General features: G+C 60.4%; 23 protein-coding genes and 1 riboswitch. Of the genes, 11 read left to right on the top strand and 12 right to left on the bottom strand.

The features are described from left to right. Positions 1 to 8 precede the first annotated feature (8 nt). Positions 9 to 713 carry a class I SAM-dependent methyltransferase gene (locus DW171_RS04000; RefSeq protein WP_118270483.1) on the top strand — a complete coding sequence of 235 codons (705 nt, stop codon included), beginning with the start codon at positions 9 to 11 and terminating at the stop codon, positions 711 to 713. Between the two features lie 48 nt (positions 714 to 761). Here the strand turns inward: DW171_RS04000 and DW171_RS03995 are convergent, their stop codons facing one another. Further along, entirely contained in the window at positions 762 to 1,058 is a 297-nt protein-coding gene (locus DW171_RS03995; RefSeq protein WP_118270482.1) for a hypothetical protein, read from the bottom strand. A 77-nt stretch (positions 1,059 to 1,135) separates the two neighbouring features. Between DW171_RS03995 and DW171_RS03990 the strand changes: the two genes are divergently transcribed. The 4 genes from DW171_RS03990 (at position 1,136) to DW171_RS03975 (ending at position 7,651) form a co-directional block, all read left to right on the top strand. Next, positions 1,136 to 1,624, top strand: coding sequence for an N-acetyltransferase (locus DW171_RS03990; RefSeq protein ID WP_118270481.1), 489 nt, complete (start codon positions 1,136 to 1,138; stop codon positions 1,622 to 1,624). A gap of 305 nt (positions 1,625 to 1,929) precedes the next feature. Next, positions 1,930 to 3,933, top strand: coding sequence for a translation factor GTPase family protein (locus DW171_RS03985; protein WP_117786862.1), 2,004 nt, complete (start codon positions 1,930 to 1,932; stop codon positions 3,931 to 3,933). A 93-nt stretch (positions 3,934 to 4,026) separates the two neighbouring features. Then, positions 4,027 to 5,145, top strand: coding sequence for an AAA family ATPase (locus DW171_RS03980; protein ID WP_089572898.1), 1,119 nt, complete (start codon positions 4,027 to 4,029; stop codon positions 5,143 to 5,145). A gap of 10 nt (positions 5,146 to 5,155) precedes the next feature. After that, positions 5,156 to 7,651 (top strand): excinuclease ABC subunit UvrA, encoded by a 2,496-nt coding sequence (locus tag DW171_RS03975; protein WP_233539096.1) that lies wholly within the window; start codon positions 5,156 to 5,158, stop codon positions 7,649 to 7,651. 29 nt (positions 7,652 to 7,680) lie between these two features. Here the strand turns inward: DW171_RS03975 and DW171_RS03970 are convergent, their stop codons facing one another. From DW171_RS03970 to DW171_RS03955, 4 genes are all read right to left on the bottom strand, one after another. Further along, a complete protein-coding gene (locus DW171_RS03970; protein ID WP_117636890.1) occupies positions 7,681 to 8,280 on the bottom strand; it encodes a tRNA (cytidine(34)-2'-O)-methyltransferase in 600 nt (199 codons plus the stop codon). Between the two features lie 95 nt (positions 8,281 to 8,375). Next, positions 8,376 to 9,506 (bottom strand): GTP-binding protein, encoded by a 1,131-nt coding sequence (locus DW171_RS03965; protein WP_055286648.1) that lies wholly within the window; start codon positions 9,504 to 9,506, stop codon positions 8,376 to 8,378. Between the two features lie 86 nt (positions 9,507 to 9,592). Next, entirely contained in the window at positions 9,593 to 9,934 is a 342-nt protein-coding gene (locus DW171_RS03960) for an arsenate reductase family protein (protein ID WP_055252194.1), read from the bottom strand. Positions 9,935 to 9,951: 17 nt separating this feature from the next. Further along, positions 9,952 to 10,575, bottom strand: coding sequence for a flavodoxin family protein (locus tag DW171_RS03955; RefSeq protein ID WP_117786860.1), 624 nt, complete (start codon positions 10,573 to 10,575; stop codon positions 9,952 to 9,954). A gap of 334 nt (positions 10,576 to 10,909) precedes the next feature. Between DW171_RS03955 and DW171_RS03950 the strand changes: the two genes are divergently transcribed. Next, on the top strand, positions 10,910 to 11,230 hold the full coding sequence (locus DW171_RS03950) for a DUF3784 domain-containing protein (protein WP_117635527.1): 321 nt from the start codon (positions 10,910 to 10,912) through the stop codon (positions 11,228 to 11,230). 284 nt (positions 11,231 to 11,514) lie between these two features. Here DW171_RS03950 and DW171_RS03945 read toward each other — a convergent pair whose 3' ends face one another. Together DW171_RS03945 and DW171_RS03940 are read right to left on the bottom strand one after the other, a co-directional pair. After that, positions 11,515 to 13,044, bottom strand: coding sequence for a diguanylate cyclase domain-containing protein (locus DW171_RS03945; protein ID WP_117786859.1), 1,530 nt, complete (start codon positions 13,042 to 13,044; stop codon positions 11,515 to 11,517). Between the two features lie 125 nt (positions 13,045 to 13,169). Beyond that, positions 13,170 to 15,887 carry an EAL domain-containing protein gene (locus DW171_RS03940; RefSeq protein ID WP_117786858.1) on the bottom strand — a complete coding sequence of 906 codons (2,718 nt, stop codon included), beginning with the start codon at positions 15,885 to 15,887 and terminating at the stop codon, positions 13,170 to 13,172. A 319-nt stretch (positions 15,888 to 16,206) separates the two neighbouring features. On the opposite strand from DW171_RS03940, the gene DW171_RS03935 reads away from it, so the two are divergent. Further along, positions 16,207 to 17,076 (top strand): patatin family protein, encoded by an 870-nt coding sequence (locus DW171_RS03935; protein ID WP_199575668.1) that lies wholly within the window; start codon positions 16,207 to 16,209, stop codon positions 17,074 to 17,076. A 236-nt stretch (positions 17,077 to 17,312) separates the two neighbouring features. On the opposite strand, the gene DW171_RS03930 is transcribed toward DW171_RS03935, so the two are convergent. From DW171_RS03930 to thiM, 3 genes are read right to left on the bottom strand one after another with little or no spacing between them, the layout of a single operon-like run. Continuing rightward, on the bottom strand, positions 17,313 to 18,008 hold the full coding sequence (locus tag DW171_RS03930) for a thiamine phosphate synthase (protein WP_117786856.1): 696 nt from the start codon (positions 18,006 to 18,008) through the stop codon (positions 17,313 to 17,315). Next, positions 18,005 to 18,346 carry a thiamine-binding protein gene (locus DW171_RS03925; RefSeq protein WP_233539095.1) on the bottom strand — a complete coding sequence of 114 codons (342 nt, stop codon included), beginning with the start codon at positions 18,344 to 18,346 and terminating at the stop codon, positions 18,005 to 18,007. The genes DW171_RS03930 and DW171_RS03925 overlap by 4 nt, the downstream gene beginning before the upstream one ends. A gap of 3 nt (positions 18,347 to 18,349) precedes the next feature. Further along, entirely contained in the window at positions 18,350 to 19,189 is an 840-nt protein-coding gene (gene thiM / locus DW171_RS03920; RefSeq protein ID WP_233539094.1) for a hydroxyethylthiazole kinase, read from the bottom strand. Between the two features lie 51 nt (positions 19,190 to 19,240). Continuing rightward, a riboswitch (TPP riboswitch) is annotated at positions 19,241 to 19,351 on the bottom strand. A 163-nt stretch (positions 19,352 to 19,514) separates the two neighbouring features. Between thiM and DW171_RS03915 the strand changes: the two genes are divergently transcribed. From DW171_RS03915 to DW171_RS03900, 4 genes are all read left to right on the top strand, one after another. Further along, positions 19,515 to 20,423, top strand: a complete 909-nt coding sequence (locus DW171_RS03915) for an HAD-IIB family hydrolase (RefSeq protein WP_158549063.1) — start codon at positions 19,515 to 19,517, stop codon at positions 20,421 to 20,423. Positions 20,424 to 20,433: 10 nt separating this feature from the next. Next, positions 20,434 to 21,330, top strand: coding sequence for a LysR family transcriptional regulator (locus tag DW171_RS03910; RefSeq protein WP_117786855.1), 897 nt, complete (start codon positions 20,434 to 20,436; stop codon positions 21,328 to 21,330). Positions 21,331 to 21,485: 155 nt separating this feature from the next. After that, complete coding sequence (locus DW171_RS03905; protein ID WP_233539093.1) at positions 21,486 to 22,619, top strand: 5-methyltetrahydropteroyltriglutamate--homocysteine S-methyltransferase; 1,134 nt, start codon at positions 21,486 to 21,488, stop codon at positions 22,617 to 22,619. Positions 22,620 to 22,741: 122 nt separating this feature from the next. Further along, positions 22,742 to 24,076, top strand: coding sequence for a uracil-xanthine permease family protein (locus DW171_RS03900; protein WP_089572925.1), 1,335 nt, complete (start codon positions 22,742 to 22,744; stop codon positions 24,074 to 24,076). Positions 24,077 to 24,133: 57 nt separating this feature from the next. Here DW171_RS03900 and DW171_RS03895 read toward each other — a convergent pair whose 3' ends face one another. Both DW171_RS03895 and DW171_RS03890 read right to left on the bottom strand, forming a co-directional pair. Beyond that, a complete protein-coding gene (locus DW171_RS03895; RefSeq protein ID WP_117786853.1) occupies positions 24,134 to 24,799 on the bottom strand; it encodes an alpha/beta hydrolase in 666 nt (221 codons plus the stop codon). Between the two features lie 207 nt (positions 24,800 to 25,006). Next, positions 25,007 to 26,767: a carbohydrate-binding domain-containing protein gene (locus DW171_RS03890; protein ID WP_158571009.1), complete on the bottom strand. Its 1,761-nt coding sequence runs from the start codon at positions 26,765 to 26,767 to the stop codon at positions 25,007 to 25,009. Positions 26,768 to 26,976 lie beyond the last annotated feature (209 nt).

Below are 26,976 nucleotides of genomic sequence, written 5' to 3'. Positions count from 1 at the left end.
GAGTGTCCATGGGCGTCGTCGATCCCTTTTCTGTTGCTCGGGCTGCTGGGCTCGAGCTCGTGCGGACGTCCGAGGGCCTTACGCTCACCGACGGCACGATGGAGTTGCGTGCCGATTTTGGCCGCATGCTTCCACGGCTCAAGCAGGGTCGTCTGCAGCAAGAGCTACTGGTGAAGGCTGCGCGCACAAAAGGCATCGAGCAACCATGGGCGATTGATGCCACAGCAGGCTTTGGCGAGGATTCGCTGCTGCTGGCTGCCGCGGGTTTTGCGGTCGATTTGTATGAGCAGGATTGCGTGATCGCGGCGCTCCTCCAGGATGCCCTGGATCGCGCGGCAGATGATCCGGCGCTTGCGGCCGCCGTGGCGCGCATGCACTTACATGCGGGCGAGGACAGCATTGCCGGTCTTCGCCATACGGCCGAGCTGATCGAGCGGGGCGAGCTCGCGGCTCCCGACGTGGTGTATCTGGACCCCATGTTTCCCGAGCGCACCAAGAGCGCGGCGGTCAAAAAGAAGTTTCAGCTCTTGCACCATTTGGAGCAGCCGTGCGCCGATGAGGAAACGCTGGTCGAAGCTGCGCTTGCGGTGCGCCCACGCAAGGTCGTTATCAAGCGGCCGGTGAAGGGGCCGCTGCTTGCCGGCGTTAAGCCGAGCTATCAACTTGCGGGCAAGGCCGTTCGCTACGATGTTTTGGTGCCGCCGCGCCCGTAGCTTGTGCACGATGGCTGGCGCTTCGCCAGCGCCGTGCCGATGCGGGGTCTATTTCCAAGGGTGCGACGTCAGGTGCCAGCCGCCGCAGTATTCGCATTTGTAGCAGGCCAAACCACGCCGTCCGCGGTTTTCGCAGTCGGCCATAATGGCCTCGGCTTCGGCGCGTGTATCGTAACGGTTTTTGCGCTCGCACGACTTATAGCGCCAAGCCTCGTCGCGCTCGGCGTCCAGGGCGTCGCGGCGCTCGTCCTCGCGCACAAACAGGTCGCTCATATCGCCGCCGGTGGCAGCGCCCAAAAACTCGCTTTTGGCTTTTGACCAGGCGGCTCGCTTTTTGCTCCCCATCTGCTTCGCGCTCCTCTCCAAACGTTGGTATCATTGCTCAATCAAAGTGATACCAATAAACGTGAGGTCGCCGCGTGATGATCAGAAAAACCCTCGATACCGACATTCCCGCCGTCATGGCTATCTATGACGCGGCCCGCGCCTTTATGCGCGCGCATGGCAACGCCACGCAGTGGCCCGAGGGCACGCCTTCGGCCGAGCAGCTGGCTGCCGATATTGCCGCTGGTGGCAGTTACGTGTGCGAAGTCGACGGCCGCGTGGCGGCGACGTTTGCCTTTTTACCGGGTCCGGACGAGTGCTATGACGTGATTGAGGACGGTCAATGGCGCAGCGACATTCCGTATGCCGTGCTGCATCGCGTGGCATCCGACGGCACCGTGCACGGTATCGCGGCGGCGATGTTTGCCTTTGCCAAGGAATGCGCCGACCATCTGCGTATTGACACGCACGAGGACAACTTGCCCATGCAGGGCGCCATCGCCAAGGCGGGGTTCGAGCGTGTCGGTATCGTCTATGTGTCCGACGGCACGGCGCGTGTCGCGTTTGATTGGCTGCGCGAGGCGTAGGAGCCAAGGCACGTATCATCACCCAGCTCAAATAAAAAATGGCCCCGAGTGGGGCCATTTTTGGTAAAACGCGTCGTTGTGGGACTCGCATTGTTACCGCCCCAGATGAATCCGGGCAGACAAAAAGGGGAGGTGCCGGCTTTCGCAAGGCGCGAACCTACGAAAATCGCCGCGCGGCAACGCGGGGCGATGAGCTCGGTCGGGGGATAGGGCCCGCTTCGCCCACCGGCCCGTAAATTGTATCATCCAGTGTGGAGCGTGAACGCCCGTTGCCGCGTGCGATGGGCTTGCAATAAGAGGAAGCCATGTCGAAGCAAGCGGTCGTTGGAATCTTGGCGCATGTCGATGCCGGCAAGACCACGTTGGCCGAGGCCATGCTGTTCAACGCGGGCCGCATTCGCAAGCGTGGCCGCGTGGACGATGGCGATTCGCATCTGGACACTAACAAGATCGAGCGCGAGCGCGGCATCACGATTTTCTCGTCGCAGGCCGTGCTCGACCACGGCGATACCCACGTCATGCTCGTGGATGCTCCCGGCCATGTCGATTTTTCTGCCGAGGCGGAGCGCACACTGCGTGCCCTGGACTACGCGATTCTGGTGGTGGGCGCCAACGATGGCGTGCAGGGGCACACCGAAACCCTGTGGCGCCTGCTTGCACGCTATGACATCCCGACGTTCATCTTCATCAACAAGATCGATTTGGAGAATCCCGGCCGCGATGTTTTGCTGGCACAACTCGGGCAGCGTCTTTCCGAGGGCTGCCTGGATGCCAACGAGCTGCTGGCGGGCGGCGCCGTTCAGGAGGACGCTGCTGCGTTGGACGAAGCGGCGCTCGAGGAGTTTCTTGAAGCGGGTGAGCTTTCTGTCGCAACGCTGTCGCGCATGGTTGCCGAGCGCAAGCTCTTTCCCTGCTTTGCCGGCTCGGCGCTCAAGGACCAAGGCGTTGACGAGCTACTGGATGGTATATGCGCGCTGATGCGTGAGCAGGCGTGGCTCCCGGAGTTTGCCGCGCGCGTCTATCGTGTCAGCCGCCGGGATCGTGGCGAGCGCTTGGCTTGGGTTAAAGTGACCGGCGGCACGCTGCGCGCAAAACAGATGATCAGCGGGCATTCCAGTGCCGAGGCGTGGGAACAGAAGGTCGATCAGGTACGCATCTATAACGGCGAGAAGTATGAGCTTGCCCAAGAAGTTGCTGCTGGCGGTATTTGCGCCGTGACGGGTCTTGCGCACGTTCGCCCAGGGGACGCCCTGGGCACGGAGCCCGCGGGCGATGCGCCCGTCATCGCTCCGGTCCTCACCTATACGGTGCTGCCGGGCGAACACGACGTTCATGCGGTGTTTAAAGCGCTGAGTGAGTTGGCGGACGAAGATCCCATGCTCGGCGTAAGCTGGAATACGCATCTTGAGCAGATCCATTTGCAGTTGATGGGCGCCGTGCAACTCGAGGTCGTGCAGCGGGTGTTGGCCGATCGCTTTGGCCTTTCGGTTGCGTTTGAGCCCGGCGGCATTCTCTATAAGGAGACTATTTCGCGGCCGGTCGAGGGCGTGGGCCACTTTGAGCCGCTGCGCCACTATGCCGAGGTGCATCTGCGCCTGGAGCCGTTGCCGGCGGGTTCGGGTGTGCAGTTTGGCACCGTGACCTCGACCGACGAGCTCGATCTTAACTGGCAGCGTTTGGCACTCACCAACGCTATGGAGCGCGACCACCTGGGCGTGCTGACGGGCTCGCCCATCACCGATGTGCGCATTACGCTCACGGGCGGCCGCGCGCATGCCAAACACACCGAGGGCGGCGATTTTCGCCAGGCCACGTATCGCGCGATTCGCCAGGGTTTGATGCAGGCGCGCGAGGTCGGCGCAGACGTGTTGCTGGAGCCGTGGTACCACTTTGAGCTCGAGGTGCCGGGGGAGTGCGTGGGCCGGGCGTTGTCAGATGCCACACGCATGGGTGCCGAGTACGAGCCGCCGACGATGGCGGGAGACCGAGCGAAGCTTGTGGGTCGCGTACCGGCATCCGAGGTGCAGGATTACGCGCTGGAGGTGGCTGCCTACACGAGCGGGCGCGGTCATCTGTACCTGGAGTTCGCCGGTTATGCGGCTTGCCATGATGGCGAGCGCGTAATCGAGGCTGCCGCCTACGAGCCCGAGGCCGATCTGCCCAACACGCCCGACTCGGTCTTTTGCTCTCATGGCGCCGGCTACACGGTCAAATGGTATGACGTGCCCGCCGCAGCGCACGTAAAGATCGATCCCGCCACCTTCCGTCCCTGGCGAGCAGCAGACGCCGAGTTTTTCGGCCACATGTGACAAAGGGACAGCCCCTTTGTCACATGCTATTGGTATAACTCAGTATATGTTGGTATAACTGTTACCAGGGTTTGCCAATCCGAGGAGGCCGATATGAATCCAAATCCCTTTAAGCCCACAGCTGGTAAGCGGCCTCCGATACTCATCGGTCGCGAGTCGGTCATCGAAGATTTTGAGGAAGGGCTCGACAACGGCGCCGGAGCGCCGGGCAGGCTCATGCTCATTACGGGAAACCGCGGCTGTGGCAAAACGGTTCTCCTGCGGGAGCTGCAACGTCTAGCCAGCGAGCGCGGATGGGCGGTTGTCTCCGATTCCGCTTCGCTTGGTTTGTGCGACCGCTTGGCCGACGCGCTTCGCTCGAATAAACCCGTTGTGACGTCAATGGAGTTTGGGCCGTCGTTTGGCCGGATGTCGGTCGAGGCGGCGCGGGCAAAAGGCGAGACATTGCGAGGGCTGGTCAACGAGCGTCTCAAGAAGCTCGGTCCGGGCAAGGGCGTCTTGTTTGCGATTGACGAGGCACAATCGGTGTCTATCGAGGAACTGGCGGCTCTTGCCGTCCTCTATCAGCAGGTGCTCGGAGACCAGGATGCCACGGGCTTGCCCGATAGCGACCAGCGCGGTCTTGCGCTGGCGTTCGCCGGCTTGCCCAGTATGGTTGACGATCTGCTCGAAGAGCCGAGCGTGACGTTTTTGCGGCGTGCCCAGCAGCGTACGTTGGGGGCAATATCTTTGCCCAAAGTGCGCGATTCGTATATCCAGACGGTCAAAGACGCTGGTCTTTACGTTGACGCGGAGACGGCGGACCTTGCGGCGCGCAAGAGCATGGGGCATCCCTATATGGTTCAGCTGGTGGGCTATTACATGTGGCGGTCTGCTGTCCGGCGTGGCTCGCAAGTCATCGAAAGGCGCGATGTCGAGAATGGCCATGCGGATGCCGTCTCCGAGTTCTACGAAGCGGTTGACGCACCTCTGTATTACGGTCTGCGCAGCCCTCAGCGCCTCTTTATCGAGGCTATGGCGGTTGACGAGGACAAGCCGACGCGCACGGCGGATATCATTGAGCGCTGCGACCGTACCCAGAGCTGGGCGAGTAAATATCGCGCAAGCCTGATTCGCGAGCGCGTCATCGAGGCCGCCGGATACGGCCTTGTGCGGTTTACCGTGCCCATGCTGGGCGAGTATATCCGCGACCGCGTTTTATGGCATGAGTAGGGTGATAAAGGTGACGGAACAGAAGATGAGCCCGCAGGCTATCGAGGTGCGCGGTGCACGTGTCCACAATCTCAAGGACATCGATATCGATATTCCGCTGGGGAGGCTCGTGGGCATTGCCGGCGTGTCGGGCTCGGGCAAGAGCTCGCTGGCGCTGGGAGTTCTTTATGCCGAGGGCTCGCGCCGTTACCTGGAGGCGCTCAGCACCTATACTCGACGTCGCCTGACGCAGGCCGAGCACGCCCAGGTGGACGAGGTATTGCACGTACCGGCGGCACTCGCGTTGCATCAGCGTCCCAGTGTGCCAGGCGTGCGCTCGACCTTTGGTACCATGACCGAGCTCAACAACAGTCTGCGTTTGCTCTTTAGCCGCTGTGCCCATCACGTGTGCCCACATTGCGGGGCGCGTGTGGAGCCGAGCCTTAACGTGGCTGCGGGCCTGTCGCTCACGTGCCCCGCATGCGGCCGCGAGTTCTACGCGCCGAGTGCCGAGGACCTTGCCTTTAACAGCTGCGGTGCGTGCCCTACCTGCGGCGGCACCGGTGTCATGCGCGAGGTGGACGAAGCGAGCCTGGTGCCCGACGAGTCAAAGACCATCAACGAAGGCGCGGTGCTTCCCTGGGGTACGCTCATGTGGGATCTGATGAAGCAGGTAGCCGGCGAGATGGGCGTGCGCACCGACGTGCCGTTTAACCAGCTCACGCCTCAAGAGCGCGACATCGTGTTCCACGGTCCGGCGGTTAAAAAGCACATTCTCTACGTTCCCAAAAACGGCGAGGGCGCCACGCCGCTCGATTTTACCTATTACAACGCTGTCTATACCGTCGAGAATGCGCTCGCCAAGGTTAAGGACGACAAGGGCCTCAAGCGCGTGGCGCGCTTTTTGCGCGAGGGGCCATGCCGTGACTGTGGCGGCACGCGTCTCTCCGAGGCCGCACGCCATCCCCAGGTGCGCGGTATCAATCTGGCGCAGGCCGCGGCTATGACGCTGGGTGAGGCGATTGAGTGGGTGCGCGGGGTGCCCGCATCCTTGCCGGCCGAGATGCAGCCCATGGCGACGGATATCTGCGATTCGTTTTTGAGCACGGCCCGTCGACTGGTCGATCTGGGCCTCGATTACCTTCCACTCGACCGCGCCGGTGCCACGCTCTCCACGGGCGAGCGTCAGCGCGTGCAGCTCGCCCGCGTGGTGCGTAACCGATCGACGGGCGTGCTGTATGTGCTGGACGAGCCTTCGATCGGCTTGCATCCTGCCAATGTCGACGGCTTGGTGGGCGTGATGCGCGATCTGGTGGTCGACGGCAATACCGTGGTTGTTGTCGACCACGACACGCGCGTGCTGGCAGAAGCCGACTATCTGGTCGAGATGGGCCCCGTTGCGGGAGCAGGCGGCGGCCATGTAATCGCCGCCGGTACGGTATGTGAGGTCGAGCAATCGCAGGGCAGCCGCATCGCGCCGTTCTTGCGCTCGGACCCCAAGCGTCTGCGCCCGCAGGTGGCTGACGACGAAATGTTCGACCTAGGCCATATCCACATGGCGACCGATGCCATCCATACCGTCAAACCGCTCGAAGTCGATATCCCGCGCGGCCGCCTTGTCGCGGTGACGGGCGTTTCGGGTTCGGGCAAGACGACGTTGGTGCTCGAGACGCTCATCCCGGCGCTCAAGGCACAGGCAGCCGGTGAGCGCCTGCCAAGGCACGTGCGTTGGGTCGATGCCGAGGGCATCGCGCGCGCCAACCTGATTGACGCCACGCCCATCGGCGCCAACGTACGCTCGACGGTAGCGACCTATGCCGACATCCATGATGAGCTGCGCCGCGCCTTCGCCCGTACGCCCGAGGCCAAGGCGGCAGGATATAAAGCGGGTGCCTTTAGCTACAACACTGGCGCTTTGCGCTGCCCTACGTGCGATGGCACGGGCTCGATATCGCTCGACGTGCAGTTTTTGCCCGATGTCGAGATCGTCTGCCCTGCATGCCACGGCTCGCGTTATGCAGACGCGGCCTCGCATATTCATCGCGAGGGCAAGGACGGCAGCCTGCTTACGTTGCCGCAGCTCATGGATATGAGCGTGGATGAGGCCCTCGACGCCACACTGGGACTCAAGAAAGTTCAGACGCGTCTGCAGACCCTGCACGACCTGGGGCTGGGCTATCTCACACTCGGCGAGCCCACGCCGGCGCTCTCGGGCGGCGAGGCACAGCGCCTTAAGCTTGCAAGCGAGATGGGCCGTGTGCAGGACGATGCCGTATTTGTATTCGACGAACCCACGATCGGCCTGCATCCGCTCGATGTTCAGGTGCTGCTGAGCGTGTTTGATGGCCTCGTTGCCAAGGGCGCCACGGTTATCGTGATCGAACACGACCTCGACCTTATCCGTAACGCCGATTACGTGATCGACATGGGCCCGGGCGGCGGTGACGCAGGCGGACAAATCGTCTGCACCGGCACGCCGGGCGACATCGTGGCCTGCCCCGCAAGCATCACCGGCCGCTACCTATAACCGAATGTGACAAAGGGACAGTTCCTTTGTCACATTCCCGGAAAGCCTGTTTGGCGCAGGGCCTCGTAGAGGACGATGGCGGCGCTGTTAGAGAGGTTGAGAGCGCTGATGCGGTAGTCGTCCGGGTCGACGAAGTTGCCGCAGATATCCTGTCGAAGGATGGCTTCGTGGCTGTCCTCGGTATGCCCGAGCGACTCCTCGTGGGCCTCCCAGGCGTCGGCGTTTTCGAGCGAGTCGCAATCGCGCAACATGGGGATGCGCTCGCAGCGCTCGGGCGCCGCGGCAAGCAGTGGCTCGGGAATCCCCGAGCTCTCGCTGCCAAAGACCAAAAAGTCACCGTCGCGGTAGGTACTTTGCGCATAGGTGCGGCGCGCCTTTTTGGTCAGCAGATGCAGGCGTTCGTCGGCGGGGGAGAGGCCGTTGCGCGCAAGGAAATCCTCCCAGCCGGCATAGGTCGTCACGTCCAAATTTTGCCAGTAGCCCAGGCCGGCGCGACGCACCGTCTTGTCGTCGAGCGAAAACCCCAGCGGCTCCACCAGATGCAGGCGGGCGCCGGTAACCACGCAGGTGCGGCCGATATTGCCCGTATTGGCCGGAATCTCGGGCGCATACAGCACAATGTTGAACATGAATCTCCTTGGCTCAGAACGAAAAACCACCACGAAGGGCACCTTCGTGGTGGTTTGGCGGTTACGTAGGCGGAAAAATGCCCGCTTGGATAAATCTAGGCGCGGTGCCAGTCGGTCAGGCAGGCATCGAGGGAGGCGATGAGCGCATCCTTGTCCATGTGACGGCCGATGATGCACAGGCTCGTCATGCGGTCGCCCGTCTCGTCGTCCCAAATCTGCATGATCTCGGGGTTCTCGTCGATGATCTTCTGCTTCTCGCCCTCGGGCGCGGAGTCAACGAACAGACCGTTCTCCATCAGGCGCATTTGGTGGCCGGCCTGCTCGAACATGTAGCACATGTCCGGATTGCCGGTCTGCCACAGCGGACCCTTGACGCGAATGACCTCGTCGGGCCACTCCTGCTCAACAAAATCGGTGAACTTCTGCAGGTCAAACGGCTTGCGGCGCGAGTACACAAAGGTCTCGATGTCGTACTCGAGCACCTCGGGGTCGTCGTGCTCCTCGGGATGCTCCATGGCCTCGATCCAGGCGGCGGAGTTGTAGGCGCGCATAAAGTCGAAGCGGTCGGTGTCGAGCAGCTCCTCCATGGGGACCTCGCCGTTTTGGGCCTCGACAATCACGGCGTCCTTCTGCAGGCTGCGCACGATGGCCTTGAGCTCGGCGATCTGCTCAGGGCTCACGGTATCGGTCTTGTTGAGGATCAGCGTGGAGCAAAACTCGATCTGCTGGATGAGCAGGCTCTCGATGTCGTCCTCGTCGATATCCTCAGCCAGCAGGTCGCGGCCGCCGTTGAACTCGTCGTACATGCGGGCGCAGTCGACCACGGCCACGATGTTGTCGAGTGCGAGCTTGGGCTCGCCGCCCACCTTGGCCTCGTCGCAGAAGCTCGAGATGGTGTAGGCGATGGGGATAGGCTCGCAAATGCCCGAAGCCTCGATGATGATATAGTCGAACTTGCCTGAATCGGCGATGCCCTGCAGCTGGTTGGCCAGGTCGTCCGAAAGCGTGCAGCAGATGCAGCCGTTGGTGAGCGGGATGAGGTCGTCGGTCTCGGAAAGGCCGCCGTCGGCGATGAGGCTGGCGTCGACGTTGATCTCGCCGATATCGTTGACGATCACGGCAGCACGGATGCCGCCGTCGTTGGCGAGGATGTGGTTGAGCAGCGTGGTCTTGCCGGCACCGAGGTAGCCGGTAAGCATGATGATCTTCACGGGTTTGTTGGGCATGTGCCCTCCTTTGTTAGACATGGCTTACAGTTGAATCTTATGCCAAACGCCTGCTCTTATACCCACGCGCCGACAAATAACACAGGCTACTCCCAGGCTCCCCACACATCGGGACAATAGCCGACGGTGGCCTTCTTGCCGTTGCGTACGATGGGCTCGGCCAAAACCTGCTGGTTCTCGAGCAGCTTGTCGAAGCGCTGGCTGGGGGTAAGGTGCTGGATGAGCGCGAGTGTCTCCTCGTCCTTGGCTTTGGGGTTGAGCAGCTTGTCGATGCCGCCGACCGCCTGCATCACGCTCGTGAGCTCGCCCTTGCTCATCTCTTTTTCCTTAAGGTCAATAAACTGCACCTTAATGCGGCGCTCCTTAAAATAACGCTGGGCCTTCTTGGTATCGAAGGACTTCTTAGTCCCGAAAATTTGCACGTTCATATTTATGTTCCGCCGTTCTACCGAATAAAGTTGGTTCGCTCGCGATCGGCCTCGGGGGCTTCGATGCCGGCGGCCTTTCCCGCCTCGATGCAACGCAGCAGCCAGGCCATGTTTTTACCGATGTTTCGCATGGTGGCAAGGCCCTCGGCGTCCTGGGCGGCCTCGCCCGGCATGGCACCAAAGACGTTGTTCCAGTATGTGGAGGCCACCACGGGCATCTGGTTGATAGTGAAGTATTTGTTGAGTACATCGAAGGTGGTCGACGTGCCGCCGCGACGGGCGACGGCGACCGCGGCACCCGGCTTGTGCACAAAGGCCTTGCTGCCAGCATAGAATGCGCGGTCGAGAGCCGAGAGGATGCGTCCGCTGGGATGCGCATAGTAGACGGGGGAGCCAAAGACAAAGCCATCTGCCTGCTCGGCGGCAGCGATGAGCTCGTTCACCACGTCGTCGTCAAAGGTGCAGCGACCGCCAAGCTTGCCGCACTGACCGCAACCGATGCAGTCGCGGATGGGCTTGGCGCCCAGTTGGAATACCTCGCTGTCGATGCCCTCGGCTTTAAGTTGCTCGGCGACTTCGGCGAGCGCGCGAGCGGTGTTGCCGTTTGCCTTGGGGCTGCCATTGACCAAAAGAACCTTCATCACAAACTCCCTCTGCTGTCGGTGACCTCTGCAGAGGATTATCGCACGAGCGGGCAGATGGCGTGGGGCACGATGCCGGCCCCGAGGGCCCACGGCAGGCACGCTCACCAGGTACGAGCGGGATACGGTCCAGAGGATGTTGGAGTGCGGGGCCTCGTGCGAGCAGATTGTAAGGGGTCTGGGCGGGTCGCCCTCGATGGCGAGCTTTGAGGCCTTGGAAGGCGGGCTGCTGCGGCGGCTATGGTTTATACTAAGGAGGTTGCTATCGAGTAATTCATACTTGGTTTGATTCGATTGTGAATGCGTAACTAGGATGGAAAGCAAAGGAAACTCTATGGAAACAGAGGATGCTGTTTGCTTGATGACTTCGATTGCCTTGATTGTCCTTTCAATCCAATACCGAAGAGGAAGATGGCTCTGCTCAATTGCTGGATATGATGTCACAAAAAGGGAGAGCGAGATTGATATACGCCCTTACGCAAAGCTGATTTCTTCTGTGACGTTATGGATGGGGCTGCTGTTTTTCTTGTGGGCGGTAGAGGGCTGGGTACGCGATTGGAATACCAGCGTTTTTGAAGTTTTGGTTCTACTTCTGTTCAGCTTGGCCTCTTTGTCGTTCGTGCGGCTCGTTAGGTTTGTGTTTATGAGGCGATAGCCAGCGGAAGTGGCTGGACGACAAAATGGACCAATGCAGCCAATTGTCAATAGAATTTGGTAGGCTTGGCTTAACAGATTTACTCGAGGGCATATCCGTGGCGGGGGATAGGTTCTATCTTGTTGAGCACTTATTTGCATCAGGCAAAGTAAACCAAGAGTATCGAAACGGTGCCCCCGGGCCCCGGGAGGGACTGCGGGGACGTTCGGCTAACTGCGGGTACGACCTATTTGCCCAATGTGTTCGGCTGAGATCGGAAATTAACCATCATGCGCCCCATAACGCTAGTCCAGCTTGGTGCCCGGTACCTGCGGCGCCTCTTTAATCAGCGCATTGAGTTCGTTCAAAATGGAAACGGGCTGTCGGTCGACGGCGTCCAGATGAAGCGTCGCCACGCGAAGGGGCGGCTGATATTCAAATGAGCCAAGGAGCACGGGCGATCCCAAGAACCGTTCGATTTCGTCTGCAACCGCGTCGGTCTCTTCGGGATCAAGCTCGTCAAAGAGCGCCACGAACATCGGTCCGGTCGAGCGGAACAGACGACCCTTGCCGCGCGAGCAATCCATGAGGCAGGCGGCGCTTTCTGCCAAAACGCGGTCGCCTGCATCAAAGCCAAAGCGGGCATTGACCTGTGCGATTTCGTCGATTTTAATGGCGATCAAGCCTGCGTTTCGTGCCACGCGACGCATCTCGCCAATGGCGTTGACCAGGGCATGGATATCGCCCAGACCGGTCACGGAATCGGTCGTATCTGCCAAGCTTCGGTTGGTGACAATGCCCACATACATGTTGGGCTCGGTATCGGTGCCGTCCAGGCGGTAACCCGTGCAGTCGCAAAGCGCGTATTTTCCGGCGGTATTCATGACGCGATACTGCATGCAGTGGAAGTGCCACGTGCCGTTTACCACCATATCGAGCTCGGCACGTACGTTGTCGCGGTCCTCGGGGTGAACACGGGCAAGCCATATATCGAGCGAGTTGTAGGGATGCTGGGAGGGTAGGTCAAAATCGCGCACGGCATTAACCGACCATTGCGATTCGCCGGTGTCGAGGTTAATGATGAACGGATAGCGTGTCTCGGAGCTCATGGAGATCGCTTGGAACACTCGCTCGTTGCAGGGGGGTTGTTCGGTGATCGGGTGTTGCAGCGCATCGCCTTCTTCCGGTTGTTGCACACGGTACATGAGCTTGTAGCGATACATTTTGCGGTCGGCGTCCTTTGTCATCTGGCGACGCGTATCGCCTGCAAGTGGGTCGACGCGCGAGCAGCCAAAGCTAAAGCTGGCGATCATGGGCGCCTTGCCGTCCGATGTTGCCTCGATAAGATTGGCACGCGTCCGCTCCAGGCGCTGCTCGAGCTCGGCTTCGTCTGTCGTGGGGGATATAAGTACAAATTCGTCTCCACCGATACGGAACAGCAACTCATCGTGCTCCATCGTCTCGGTGAGTGCGCGGCAGATGCTCAGAATGTAGCGATTGCCCTCGGCGTGGCCAAACTTATCGTTGCAATGCTTAAGGCGGTCGATATCGATATAGGCGCAGGTGAAGGGGGTGCCTTTGCGCCAGAGCTGATCGACATGGCGGTCGAGTCCGCCACGGTTGCCAAGATTGGTGAGCGAGTCGATATAGGCGCCGTGCTCAAGCAGCTCGCGTTCTTGTTGCAGGATGGCGAGCGTTTTCTGCAGTTGCTCACCGATGGCACGCAGCTCCGGGGGCAGCGCGGCAACATCGAGCTCGGTGGTTGAGGCCCCGTTCGCAAGTCGCTGAAGATGAGCGATGATTGATTGCTCGCCCAGGCGATACGACTCGTTCATGATGGATTGCCTCCTTGGATGGAACAATGGTTTGTATCTTACTCCCAATTCGGTTTAGATTGGAGTATTAGTTAGCTCATGGGAACAAACGCTCCCCTCGACGGTGGCGTTTGCGTGCGAGCGTATTAGTTGTTGTCGCCACCATCGAGCAATGCCTCAAAATCCTCCGCCTGCATGGGGCGGTAGTAGAGGAATCCCTGAGCGTAGCGGGCGCCCATGTGGCGCAGCATGTTTGCCTGCTTGTCCGTCTCGACGCCTTCGATCACAACGGGCAGATGGAGTGACTGCGCCATCTCGAGCATTGATGAGATGATTTGCACGCTGCGGCCCTCATCGCCGTTATCGGGCACAAACGTGCGATCGAGCTTGATGACGTCGACGTTGACGTTCTTGAGCATCGCGAGCGTGGACTGGCCGGTGCCAAAATCGTCCATATAGGTCGAGAAGCCGCGGGTGTGCAGGTCGGCCGTTAGTTTATCCACGGCCTCGGACTCTCCCGTATAAGCTGTCTCGGTGATCTCGATGCGCATGAGCTCGGGCGGCAGGTTGTATTGGGCGGCGAGCGCTCCCATATGCTCGGCAACGTTGCAGGCGAGGATATCCACGCGCGACACATTAAGCGAGATCGGAACCACGCGAAGCCCCCGATTGATGCGCTCGCGCAGCCACAAGGCAACGCCCTGCCAAACATATTTGTCGAGCGTCACCACAAAACCGCTTTCTTCGAGAGCGGGGATAAAGGTGGCGGGCGAAATGAGGGAGCCATCCTTGTCGATCCAGCGCGTGAGCGCTTCGGCGCCAATGATCTCGCCGGTTTCCATGTCGACCTGGGGCTGCAGGTAGTAGGTAATACGGCCGTTGGAGAGCGCGTACTGGAATTCGGTCAGCGTGCGGTGGAACGCGATTTCGCGCTCGTACTCCTCGGGGCGGAAAATGGCAATGCGCTCCTTAAAGTCGTTTTTTGCGCGCCGATTGGTAAACATGGCCTTGGCCTGCGCATCGATGGTGATTTTCTCGTTGGAGTCGATGGGGTAGACGCCCATGGACGGCCAGAATCCCACGCCGTCATCATACTTGGCCACGGCCTGGCGAACGCGGCTATAGATCTGATGGACGGTGTCGTGTTCAAAGGGGATGAGTATGCAAAAGTCGTCTTGGCCCCAGTACCCTGCGACGCCCATGTTGGCATTCTCGATGTCCTTGAGGACCGTGCCCACATCGGCGAGCATGCGGTCGCCCTCGGCCTGTCCGTGCCATTCGTTGAACAGTCGCATGTGTCCCATATCGACGGTGGCGATACACCAGGCGCCGTTGCGCCTTGTCTCGAGAAATTCGTTGGCGCGGCGCATAAACTCGCTGGGTCGATAGAGACCCGTGAGCGAATCGATGCGTTCGGCGATGGCGCTTTTGCGCTCCACCTCGGGTATGGGGAGGCTGTCGTTGGGAACAAGCCCGCCGGCCGTGCGAATGCGACGGTCGAGTTCGCCTAAAACGGCGGCCGTTTGATTGGTCAGGTGCTCGTAAAAGGCCGGAACGACAAGACAGACGGGGGTAATGGTGTCGTCCGCGATTCGAACGGGAGCGAAAACGGCCTCTTTGAGATGTTGGATCAGTTGCTCGAATGCTTCGTGATCCAAATTGTTGCTAAGCACGACGAACTGGGCGTTGCGTGAGCGGAAGACGCGACTCCTGCCGCGAGTAATCGACAGCATGCGGCCTGCGTATTCGGCGAGCATGTTGTCGACGGCCTCGGCCCCGTAGAGCTCGTTGAGCTTTGCCGTGCCGCGAACGCGCACTGCTATAAGCCCCGTCTTGCAATGGTCGCGACGGCAGGCATCGATAGCGTTGATCAGCGTGCGCTGCATTCCGAGGCCCGTGGCGGCGTCGACGGTCTCGGCAAGCGAGTGGTTGACGAGCTCGCCGACATAGAGCGAGGGGACATTTCCGTCGCCGTCGATACGAAACCCGCGAGCACGGCCGAGGATGTAGTCGCCGGCGGCATTGCGCACGCGGTACTGCATGACGTGGCGATGTTTGGAGCCGTCATAGATTTGGTCGATGTCGTTGGTATAGGCCTCAAGGTCATCGGGATGGACACGCGTTTTCCAGTAATCGTGGCAGTTGTCTATATGCTCCGAAGGAAGACCAAGATCGCGCAAGGCGCCTTGTGACCAAAGGGTTCGATGTTTGTCCAAGTTCTCGATAAAGAAATATCGGCCTTCGTTGAGCATCGAAAGGGCGTCGAAAATGCGATCGCTTATTTCGAAGTCGTCGGTGTGGGCTTGTGCGATATTGCGTCGATCAAGGTGCACGGCATGACGTAGCTTGTAGTCGTACATGCGATGGTCGGCATCGTTCGTCAAGCGATTGGGGGCTTCGCCCAGGGCGGGGTCGGCGTGTGCCACTCCGTAGCTAAACGAGTGAGGCATCTTGGAAGCGTTGTTTTCGAGCAGCACCGTTCGGCAGTGTTCCAGACGTTCGGCAAGGTCGTCCTCGGTCGCAATCGTAGATAGGATGGCGAACTCGTCGCCCCCCAGACGAAATGCCGCCTCGTCCACCTTCATATACAGTTTGAGATAGAGGCTCACCTGCAAGATATAGCGGTTGCCCTCGTCATGTCCAAAGATGTCGTTGCAGTGCTTAAGGTTATCGATGTCGATAAACGCCATGGTCACGGGCAGTTCCTGCTCCCAGAGTTCCTCTAAGGAACGGGTAAAGCCGCCGCGGTTGCCAAGTCCGGTGAGCTCGTCGGTAAAGGCGGTCCTGATCAGATCGTCCTGACGCTCCAGAAGGTCACGGATGGTCTTTTCGAGCGTTTCGGTATTATTGCTGGCGTTATCCATACTGTAAGCGGCTTTCTGAGGTCGGGGCGGATTGCGTCGGGCGAGCTCGTTGTGCACATGCGTTGCTGCTCAACGCCTTGCGTGTTTCCAAGCCCCCGCCTTGCTGCGTCGTTGGGTTTATTTGTCGGTTCGTGCTCTCGGCTGATAACTACTGAGTAGTATAAACAAGTGTATGGAATTATGTAGGGGTGCCCATGTTGCGGGCGGCCATTATTCGCCAAACGGTAACGCGACGATGTTCGATGAAAATGCGACTGAGACGATATTTGTTGATGGGTATACTTGTTCCGTTTTAAAACGCAGGAACGGAGATGGTCGCATGGCACAGTCAAATATGACGAGCACGGTGGGGCTGGCGCTCGAGGGAGGCGGCTACCGCGGTATGTATACGGCGGGCGTGCTCGACGTTTGGATGGAGCACGGTTTGACCTGCGACCATATGGTGGGCGTCTCGGCGGGCGCGGCATTTGGCTACAACTTTAAATCGCGCCAGATCGGCCGCGCCATTCGCTATAACAAGGTCTATTGCACCGACAAACGCTATGCGAGCGTGACCAGCTGGCTGCGAACCGGCGATATGTTCAATGCCGATTTTGCCTATCACGAGGTGCCCATCGAGCGCGATCCCATCGACCTGGAGGCGTATCGCGCCTGCCCCATGCGGTTTACGTGCGTGTGTACCGATATCGAGACGGGCAAGGCCGTCTACCACGACCTGCCCTATGGCGACGAGCGGGATATCGAGTGGATCCGGGCATCGTCGGCGATTCCCGTGGCGACGCGTCCCGTTGCTATTGACGGGCATAAGTATCTGGATGGTGGCGTGGCCGATTCTATTCCCAGTGCATGGCTGTTTGCGCAGGGGTATGACCGCAATATCGTGGTGCTCACGCAGCCGGCGGGCTTTGTGAAGCAGCCCAACAGCGTGATGCCCATGCTGCGTCGCGTGTTCCGTCACTATCCGGAGTTTGTCGCAGCGCTTGAGCGTCGACATGAGGTCTACAATGCCACGCTCGATGACCTGGCACGTCGCGAGGCTGCCGGCGAGATCTTTGTGGTGCGGCCGAGCGAATCGGTGAAGGTGCCGTCGCTGTGTCGCGAGCCCGATGAACTTGAACGCATCTACCAGATTGGTCGCCGCGATGCGGAGGCGACCTTGCCGGCGTTGGAATCGTATCTGGCGGGGTAGGGCAAGCTGCCGTGGACTCGGCGGAAAGCGCGTCCCAGAATGAGCGCTCAGAACGGGTTACAGTTTCCCAAGCGGTGGGGTTTCGGAAAGTACGTCCCGGAATATGCGTTCAGACTGGGATGCGGTTTCCCGTTGAGCCTCTATATGGAAAGCGCATCCCGGAATGGAGGTCCAAACTGGGATGCGCTTTCCGCTATTGAAGATATGAGGCTGCGAATCAGCTGTTCGGCCTATGCCTATGCCTGCTGCCAGGTGTCGACGAGCTCCTTGGCCGCGGCGTAGGGATCATCGGCGCTGCAGACGGCGCTCACCACAAAGAAGCCGTCGACGCCGGTGGCCTTAAGCTGCGGCAGGTCGGCCGTCTTGACGCCGCCGCCCACCACGATGGGCACGGGGCTTGCCGCGTGGAGTGCGGCCAGGTCCTCAAAGCTTTTGGTGATGATAGAGCCATCGGCCGCGCGTCCGCAGTCGCGCTTGGTCTCGGTCTCGTGGAGCGGGCCGATGCCAAGGTAGTCGACCAAACTCATGTCGGCGGTCTTGACGTACTCGAGCATCTCCTCGCAACGGGCCGAAAGGCCCACGATGGCATCGGGGCCCAAAAGTTTGCGGCAGACCTCGACGGGAATATCGCTCTGGCCCACGTGCACGCCGTCGACAGCAATGCCCTGCTCGCGCGCGGTGAGTACGCAGTCCAGGCGGTCGTCGATCAGCAAAGCGACCTGACCGGTCTTGCCAGCCTGTGCGATTGCCTGCGCGGCGCCGCCGGTCAGCGCGATGATCTCGCGGGCGCTTGCCACCTTGGAGCGCACCTGGATGCAGGTAAAGCCGGCGTCGAGCGCCTGGGCCACCACATCGCCCACGGGGCGTCCGAGGGTGTTTTCGGGGCCGAGCACCAGATAGGCCGAGATATCAAGGTTGTCGCGGATGCTCATCGTGCTTCCTCCTGCTTTTTGATCTGCGCTTCCATGCGCTCGAGTTTGCCGGTCATGGTGTCGGTAAATCCAGGTCGAATATCGGCTTTGAGCACGACTTCGGTTCGGATGCCCTCGCTCGCTAACACAAAGGTCGCGTCGCGCACGACCTGCATGACCTCGTCCCAGTCGCCCTCGATCTCGGTGAACATCGAGGTGGTGCGGTTGGGAAGGCCGCTCTCGCGAATGACGCGCACGACCTCGGCGACCTCGGCGGACAGCTCGTCGCCGGTGCCGCATGGGGCGATGGCCACGGCGACGAGCGTGTTCATGCCGGCATTGGTTGCGGGTTCGGACATGGCTTATGCCTCCTCGAGCTCGAGTCGGTTGTCGGCAATATCCTGGGCGGTTGCGCGGTAGAGCTCGTCGATAAAGGCGACCTTAAAGCTTGCCGGGGCATCGGCGACGGCGGCGGCACGCGTGCCGGCAACGTTGTAGACGGCGGTGCCGCAGACTGCTGCCGTAAACGGATCGGTAGCACAGGCGTACACGGCCAGCACGCCGCCCTGCGAGCAACCGCAGCCGGTGATCTTGGACATGAGCGGGCTGCCGCCGTGGGATTTGGCCACGGTCGTGCCGTCGGTAATCAGGTCGACTTCGCCCGAGACCACAACGGCGCCGCCGGTGTAGCGAGCGAGCGCCACGGCGGCATCGCGGGCGGCGTCGACCGTGTCGGTGGTATCGACACCACGTACGCGGCTCAGATCGGCCGCCTCGCCCTCAAGACCCCACAGGCCGGCGAGCGCGATGATCTCGGAGGCGTTGCCGCGCACGATGGTGGGCTTGTACTGCTTGAGCACGCTTACCAGTTTGGTGCGCAGGCTACCGATGCCCAGACCCACCGGATCGAGCACCCAGGGCTTGCCGGCGTCGTGTGCCGCCTTGGCCGCGCGGGGAATCGTTTGCTCGTAGATGGGGAAGAGCGTGCCCATGTTGAGATAGATGGCGCCGCCGCCGGCAACGAGCGCCTCGCCCTCGTCGGGCAGATAGACCATGGCGGCCGAACCGCCCACGGCGAGCTGCGCGTTGGCGACAAAGTCGATCGTCACCGTGTTGGTGATAGAGCCGGCCATCGGATTGGTGGCTCGAATCTCCTCTACGGCCTTGACCATATGTTGCTTAAGCTGTTCCGAATCAATCACTGCACATGCCTCCTTGGCATAGAAAAGGGGCGCTGTGCATAGACAGCGCCCCTGTAAAGGCGGCATGCTCCCTACGCCAGCATTAACTGACAGGTTCAAAGGATTGGGCCCTATGCCCTCTCAGCCTTGTGGTTTGCGCCGCCGGCACTCCCGCATCGAATCTGTTGTTCCCTATACTAGCGCACCTGCCAATATGGGACAGGTTTATTTTGGCAGGTGGCAACAGGGGCGCTGCATTTTCCCAGATAAAACCTGCCAAGATAAACCTGTCCCTTATTGGCAGGTCGTTACAATAGACGGGATAAAGAATGACCGAGGGGACCTTATGATCAAACTTGTGCTGACCGATATGGACGATACGCTGATTCCTGCTGGACACGATGGCGCCAGCGACTGCGCCATCGAGGGCATTCATGCCATGCAGGCGGCGGGCCTGCATTTTGGCCCGGTTTCGGGTCGCCAGCCGTCCGCGATGAGCTGGATGTTCCGCAATCGCTCCGAGTGCTTCTCGACCGGTGCGTTTTGCAACGGCCAGGTGATGTTTGTCGATGGCGAGGCGGTTGCCTCGCGCGCAACTGATAACGATGCCCTTATGCGCCTGGCCGACTACCTGGAGCAAGAGACCGACGATACCTATTTGAAGGTCTACCGTCTGGGTGATGACTTTTGGGACAACGACGCCTATTGCGTGACAAGCGATCCCGAGCGTGTGCGTCGCGCCATGGAGTCAGGCGGCAACGCGTGGCTCAAGGGCGAAGAGGCTCCCTGTCGCCCTGTCGTTGACGATGCCCCGGTATACAAGGCGAATATCTGGAGTGCCCGTTCGCGCGAGGAGCTCGCCGAGCTGCGCGAGCGTGTTGCCGCCGAGGTGCCGGAGCTCTCGCTCGTGTTTCCCAACAACCGCGTGCGCCTGTTCGACGTTCTTCCGACCGGCTGGGACAAGGGCTGTGCTGCGCTGGAGCTGGCGCGCGCTTTGGGCCTGACGCCCGACGAGGTGGCCGTATTCGGCGATTCCGATAACGATTTGCCCATGATCGATGCCGTTCCCAATTCCGTTGCAGTCGCCAATGCCAACGAGGCCGTCACGGCTGCCGCGCGCTGGCATATCGGCGCTGCGGCAGATGATGCGGTTGCCGGGGCTCTGCATCAGATTGCCGCCTGCGCCGCGACGGGGGAGATGCCGTCGTTTATGCGTCAGATGGACGCGACGGGTTTCGACGTCACGAACGTCTAGGGAGAAAGCCATGAAGCTCCAGCAGCTCAGATATGTCGTCAAAGTTGCCGAATGCGGCAGCATCACCGAGGCCTCGCGCCGGCTCTTTGTGTCGCAGCCTTCGATTACCGCGTCAATTCGCGATCTCGAAAACGAGATGGGTGTACACATCTTTGAGCGCACCAACAAGGGCGTCATTGTGTCCGAGGAAGGCGAGACCTTCTTGGGCTACGCGCGCCAGGTGCTCGACCAGGCCGACCTGCTCGAGGGCAAGTACAAAGGCACGTCCGAGCAGGTGCCGCACTTTAGTGTGAGCTGCCAGCATTATTCCTTTGCCGTTAATGCATTTGTCGATGTGATCCGCGAGTTCGATGCCGCGCGCTACGACTTTACCCTGCGCGAGGAGCAGACCCACGAGATTATCGAGGACGTCGCGCATATGAAAAGCGAGCTCGGCATCCTGTATCTGTCGGAGCACAATCGCGAGGTCATCGAGCGCATGCTGGCGGCCAACGAGCTCGTATTCGAAGGACTCTTCTGCGCTACGCCGCATGTCTTTGTGTGCTCCGACCATCCGCTGGCGGACCACGCCAGCGTGACGCTCGAAGATCTCGAGGACTACCCGTTCCTGTCCTATGAGCAGGGCAGCTATAACTCGTTTTATTATTCCGAGGAACTGACCTCGACCTTTGAGCGTCGCAAGAATATCCGCGTGCGCGACCGTGCGACGTTGTTCAATCTGGCCATGGGCCTTAACGGCTACACGGTTTGTTCGGGCGTGATCAGCCATGAACTTAACGGCCCCGGCATTATCTCCATTCCGCTCGATGTAGACGAGTACATGGAGATCGGCATCATCACGCGCAAGAACACGACACTTACGCGCTACGGGCAGGCCTATATCGAAGCGATTCGTCAGCACATCTAGACTGCTGCGTTCTGCACGGGTCAAATCTCTTTATGGCAGTCCAAACTGATATAGGAAGCATCTATATCAAACTGTTATAAACATATATTTTACGATGGCTATATGAGCGCTCATACTCTGTCCCAGTAAAGCAACCAATGCAAAGGGAGATATCTATGAGCACTTCAATTCAACCGAACGCGCCGTTTCGCGCTGATATCGTCGGCAGCTTTCTTCGTCCGCAGGCCGTAAAGGATGCCCGCGCTGCCTATGCGGCAGGCACACTTGATGCCGAGGGGCTTAAGGCCGTCGAGGATGAGGCTATTCGCGACCTGGTGGACAAGCAAAAGGCCGCTGGCCTGCAGGTGATTACCGATGGCGAGTTTCGTCGCAGTTACTGGCACCTCGACTTTATGTGGGGGCTCAACGGCATTGAACGCCGCACCTCGCGTACGGGCTATATGTTCCACGACGAGGAGACCACGGCTGACACCGCCGTGGTGACCGGCCCCATCAGCGGCGAGAACCACCCCTTCGTCGAGCACTTTAAGTTTATCAAGGCACTCGAGGGGGAGGGTCAGGTTGCGCGCCAGACCATTCCGGCGCCGATCCAGACGTTCTCGGAGGTTACGCTCGACCGCTGCGATGGCCAGCAGGAGAGCCTGCGCGCCGTCTATAAGACCGATGAGGAACTTGCCGACGCAATTGCAGCCGCTTATCGCACGGTGATCGCCGGCCTGTACGCCGCCGGTTGTCGCAATATCCAGTTTGATGACTGCACCTGGGGCATTTACTGCGATACCGACTTTGTGTCCAAGACTGGCATGAGCCCGGTTGACCTGCAAAGGGTGAGCGAGTTGGGCGTGGCGCTCAACAACGCCGCCATCGAGGACAAGCCCGACGACCTCGTCATTAACACGCACGTGTGCCGCGGCAACTACCACTCTACCTATGCTTTCGAGGGCGGCTATGACCCCATCGCGCCGTACCTGTTTGCACATGAGGATGTCGACGCATTCTACCTGGAGTTCGATACGCCGCGCGCCGGCGGCTTTGAGCCGCTCAGCTACGTTGCCCCGGGCAAGAAGGTCGTGCTGGGCTTGGTAACCACCAAGGCGGCAGAGCTCGAGAACGAGGATGTTATCGTCGAGCGCATCCGCGAAGCCGCAAAGTACGTGCCGCTCGAGAACCTGTACCTGTCGCCCCAGTGTGGCTTTGCCAGCTGCGAGATCGGCAACAAGCTGACCGAGGACGAACAGTGGGCAAAGATTGCGCTGGTTAGGCGCATTGCCGAGCGTGTCTGGAAGTAGTGCTGCCGTTCGCAGGGGCGTCGTGGTCGGAGCGGCATGCATCGCGTACAATGGTTCGGATCGTATCGTTCGGGCAGGTAATCCGATATGCCCGGGCGCCCTTCCATTATGAAAGGACATCCATGTCCCAATCCTCGACGCCCGCCGTTGCCGATGCCATCTACGATGCGTCGTCGCTCGGTCGCCCGCGCATGTTCTTGCTCGGCCTGCAGCACCTGTTTGCCATGTTTGGCGCTACCGTGCTGGTGCCTGTGCTCACCGGCCTTTCGGTTTCGGCGACCCTTTTGTTTGCCGGCCTGGGCACGCTGCTCTTCCACTTCCTGTCGCGCGGTAAGGTGCCGGCATTTTTGGGCTCATCATTTGCCTTTATTGCCGGTTATGCCGCAATCGCGCCCAACGGCGAGGCCGAGCTTTTGCCCTACGCCTGCCTGGGCGTAGCTTGTGCCGGCCTGCTCTATCCGGTGCTGGCGGCCCTGTTTCGCGCGTTTGGTGCCAAGCGTGTTATGCGCTTCTTCCCGCCGGTAGTGACTGGCCCCATCGTCATTTCCATCGGCCTGATCTTGGCAAGCTCTGCCATCGCCAACTGCCAGACCAATTGGCTTGTTGCCGTTGTCGCTGTGGCGGTGATCGTCATCTGCAACATCTGGGGCCGTGGCATGGTCAAGATCGTGCCGATTCTGCTGGGCGTTGTGGTGAGCTATGCCGTTGCGACTGCGCTCGGCGAGGTTGATTTCTCGGGCGTCGCAGCCGCTCCCTGGGTTGGCTTGCCCGTCGTGTGGGACAACACCGTGTTTGCACTCTTTGGGCCGCAGTTCGATAGCGGTCTTGCCACGACGGCCATCATCACCATCATGCCGCTGGCATTTGCGACCATGATCGAGCATATCGGTGATATCTCGGCTATCGGCTCCACTTGCGAGCGTAACTACATCGCCGATCCCGGTCTGCATCGCACGCTGCTCGGCGACGGCCTTGCCACGATCCTGGCTTCGCTCTTTGGCGCTCCGGCCAACACCACCTATGGCGAGAACACCGGCGTGCTCGCCCTGACGCGCGTGTTCGACCCGCGCGTGATTCGCATTGCCGCGTGTTGCGCCATCGTGCTTTCGTTCTGCCCCAAGTTCGCGGCTGTCATTGCGGCCATGCCGGCATGCGTTATCGGCGGTGTGTCGCTCGTGCTCTACGGCATGATCAGCGCCGTTGGTGTACGTAACCTCATCGAGAACCAGGTTGATTTCCAAAATAACCGCAACGTGCTGGTGGCCGCCCTGGTGCTCGTGCTTTCGCTCGGCATTGCGTACAGCACTGCCGGCGCCATCGTGTTGGAGCTGGGCGGCGTGACCATTTCGCTCTCGGGCCTTGCCGTGGGATCGCTGGTGGGCATCGTGCTCAATGCCATTCTGCCCGGCAACGACTTTGAGTTTGATGTCTCCGAGCTTGAGGAGGCTGCTGAGTAACAACTGCGTCCAGCTGAATCAAAAAATGGCGCCCATGCGTACGCGCGGGCGCCATTTTTAATGCGTCAATATCCAGTGGATGCCACGCGCCATGCGCAGGTCGGTTTGGGCAAAGTGGTTGCCGGGGTTGAGTTCCAGTGTTGTGAGGATGCCGCGCTCAACGAGCAACGTTTCCATTGCGCGCGTGTCGTCAAGTACGTGCCGCATCATGCGGTTGGGCGTCTTGGTTTCCTTTTTGCCGAGCGACAGATAGACGGCCTGCGGGTTGCCGGCAAAAGGGGCCGTGCTGGCGCGATCGACAAAGTCGGGAAACCACAACGACCCCGATGCGCTTGCGGCGCGGCTAAAGGCGTCGGTTTGCCAGAGGGACCAGAGCGCGAAGAGGCCCGCGAGCGAGTAGCCGGCAATGCCGCGCCAGGTGGGCGGCTGAGGAAGCGACGACTCGGCCTCTGGGATTATCCAGTTCAACAGCTCATCGAGAAATCCGGATGCCTGGCCGCCAAAGGGCTCGGCATCGCGCACGGTTCCGTCGCATCCCCAGGGGCTCAGCTCGCGATTCCAGTTGAGGCTGCCAATGCCGACAAGCGTGAAGGGCGGGCAGTTGAGCTCTCGGCAGCGTTCATAAACCTCCGTGCCGTCGCCCATGACCACGGGAAGATAGATGACTGGTGCGCTTTCGGCATGCTGTGCATGAACGGTTATCTGCTTTTGATGCGCTTCCATGACGGGCTTCTCTCGGCGTTGTGATATCGACGGCCCCCATTGTCGCACGCCGGCTCATGCAGGTTGGGCTAGACCAAAGACAATCTCGTGCATACCCTGCGGACACATATGGAAAACGCCACCGCCGGAGGGGAGCTCGGCGGTGGCGTTGTTAAACGGTGCTGGGGCTCGGGGCCTTCGCGGGAGCTGCCATGTGCGCAGAGGCGTCTAAGAGCGCTTACGGCTCGCCATGGTGCCTGCGGCGATAGCGGCTGTTCCCGCAAGGACGGTTGCCACGATGGCCGCACCCGAGGTGTCGCCGGTTGCCGCGAGCACGCCGGTAGTCTTGGCTTTCGTGGTTGAAGCCGCAACGGCCTTGGTCGGCTTTGAGCCCTCAGGCTTGGGGTTTTGCTTGGTCTCGTCGGGCTTGGGGTCTTCCGGCTTGGCTACCTCGGGAGGTGCGATGGTCGTGCTTTTGGCGACTGCTTTGATATAGAGGGAGTCGACCGTGGCGTCGCCCGTGCCGATGGCTTGGCCTGCCTCGTAGATGCCGTCACGGAGCTTGTGATAGTCAATGACCTTTCCGCCTTCGGGCGTCTGGATGGCGGCGTTCTCAATCTTGATGGTGCCGATTGTCTTGCCGTCAGCGCTCATGGCACGGGCAAAGATTGCCGCTGTATATCCTTCGGCCGTTACCTTGCTGCGGGTGATCGAGATGACTGCGGGTGTGACGCCCTCGCTGGTCTGGGCGATGATGCCGATGTTCTCGCCTTGGGGTTCGCGCCTCGTCTCGCCATCTTGGTTTTCGCTGTAGGGGATGGGGCCGTCGCCGTTCTCGACATAGCGGGCTATGGCCTTGACAACGGAGTCGCTGATGTAGATGTGGCCACCCTTCTCGTTGGGTCGATCGTTTCTGGTGGAGAATGCAGCCGAAACCTCGCCTTCCGCAGACGCGTCCACGGTGGAGCCGTTCTTGACGACGATGTCGTCCTGGTAGGTGAAGAGGGCGATGGCGTCACCGTATCTGCCTTTACCTGCACGGACCGTCACGTTTGCATGATCGAGGGTGATGCCCTTGTGGGCATAGACGCCATATTCAACACCGTTTACGTTGAGGGAGGCGTTTGTGGCTGCGAGGCTGCCCTTGGCCTCGACGGCAGCGTCTTTCTCGGAGCTCGCCTTGACCTGGCTGCCGTCCGAGATATTGATGTTGCCGCCGCTCCAAATGGCCTCACCATCGGCTGAGCTTGCCTCGACTGTGCCGCCACCCTTGATGGTGAGGTTCTTGTCGGTTCCGATACCCTTGTCCTTGGTAGCCCTGGCGGTGACGGCCCCGCTGTCGTCAATCGTGATATTGCCGTTTGCCCTGATGCCATCCGATACGCCCGTGGCGTTGACGTTGCCCGAACCTTTGATAGCGAGATCGCCCTCGGCGTCGATGGCATCAAACCCAGCGCTCGTGGCGTTGACGGATCCGGCTCCGTCGATGTTGATATTACCCGTGGAGAGGATAGCGTCCTCAGTAGATGTCACGCTGAGCGTGCTGCCCGCGTCGCCTTGGATATTGAGCTCGGCGTTCTCATTCTTGCCATGAGAAGCCTTGATGCCTTCGATCCAGTCGGCAGTGACGATGTTGTTTCCCGAGTAATTCACGTTGAGCTTGCCTGCGGCCTGGATCTCGCCGCCGTTATAGTTGTTGAGTTTCAAGTCGTCGGCGCCGTCCCACGACCAGGTGCCGGTCTCGTCGCCCGCCGCAGTGCCGGCGTTGTATTTGGTTTCGCCGACCTTGACCCATTCCGCCGCGAGCGAGACGCTCGGCATGAGCAGCGAGCTCACCGTGAGCGCGCACACGGCGCCTACGACGATGCGGCGCGTCACGCGGCGCCAGCTGCCGTGCGCGAGTCCTATGCGACGGCGAACGTCGGGTTCGGCAACATGGGTTCCGGCGGTAGTGTCATTGCGTTTGGGGGTCGTGAACAAGGCTGCCATGGTTGCTCCCGTTCTCATAGGGCCTATACGGCTAGGTTCAGCGTATCTGCTGGATGTTGCCGGCGGTAGTGCCGTTTGGAGGGCAAAATGGCCAAAATGGGGGAGAAATAGGCCGCACGCCGGCGCAGGGACCGACGCTAAAAGAAAAGCGCGGGGCCGCATTGAACTGCCTCCCATTTCTTGGACACGAGAAATGGGAGGCTTTTTAT

This window comes from Collinsella sp. AM15-2, assembly GCF_003471985.1.
GTDB lineage: Bacteria > Actinomycetota > Coriobacteriia > Coriobacteriales > Coriobacteriaceae > Collinsella.
Note: the sequence above shows the minus strand (reverse complement) of the source record. Positions and strands in the feature narration are given on the sequence as shown.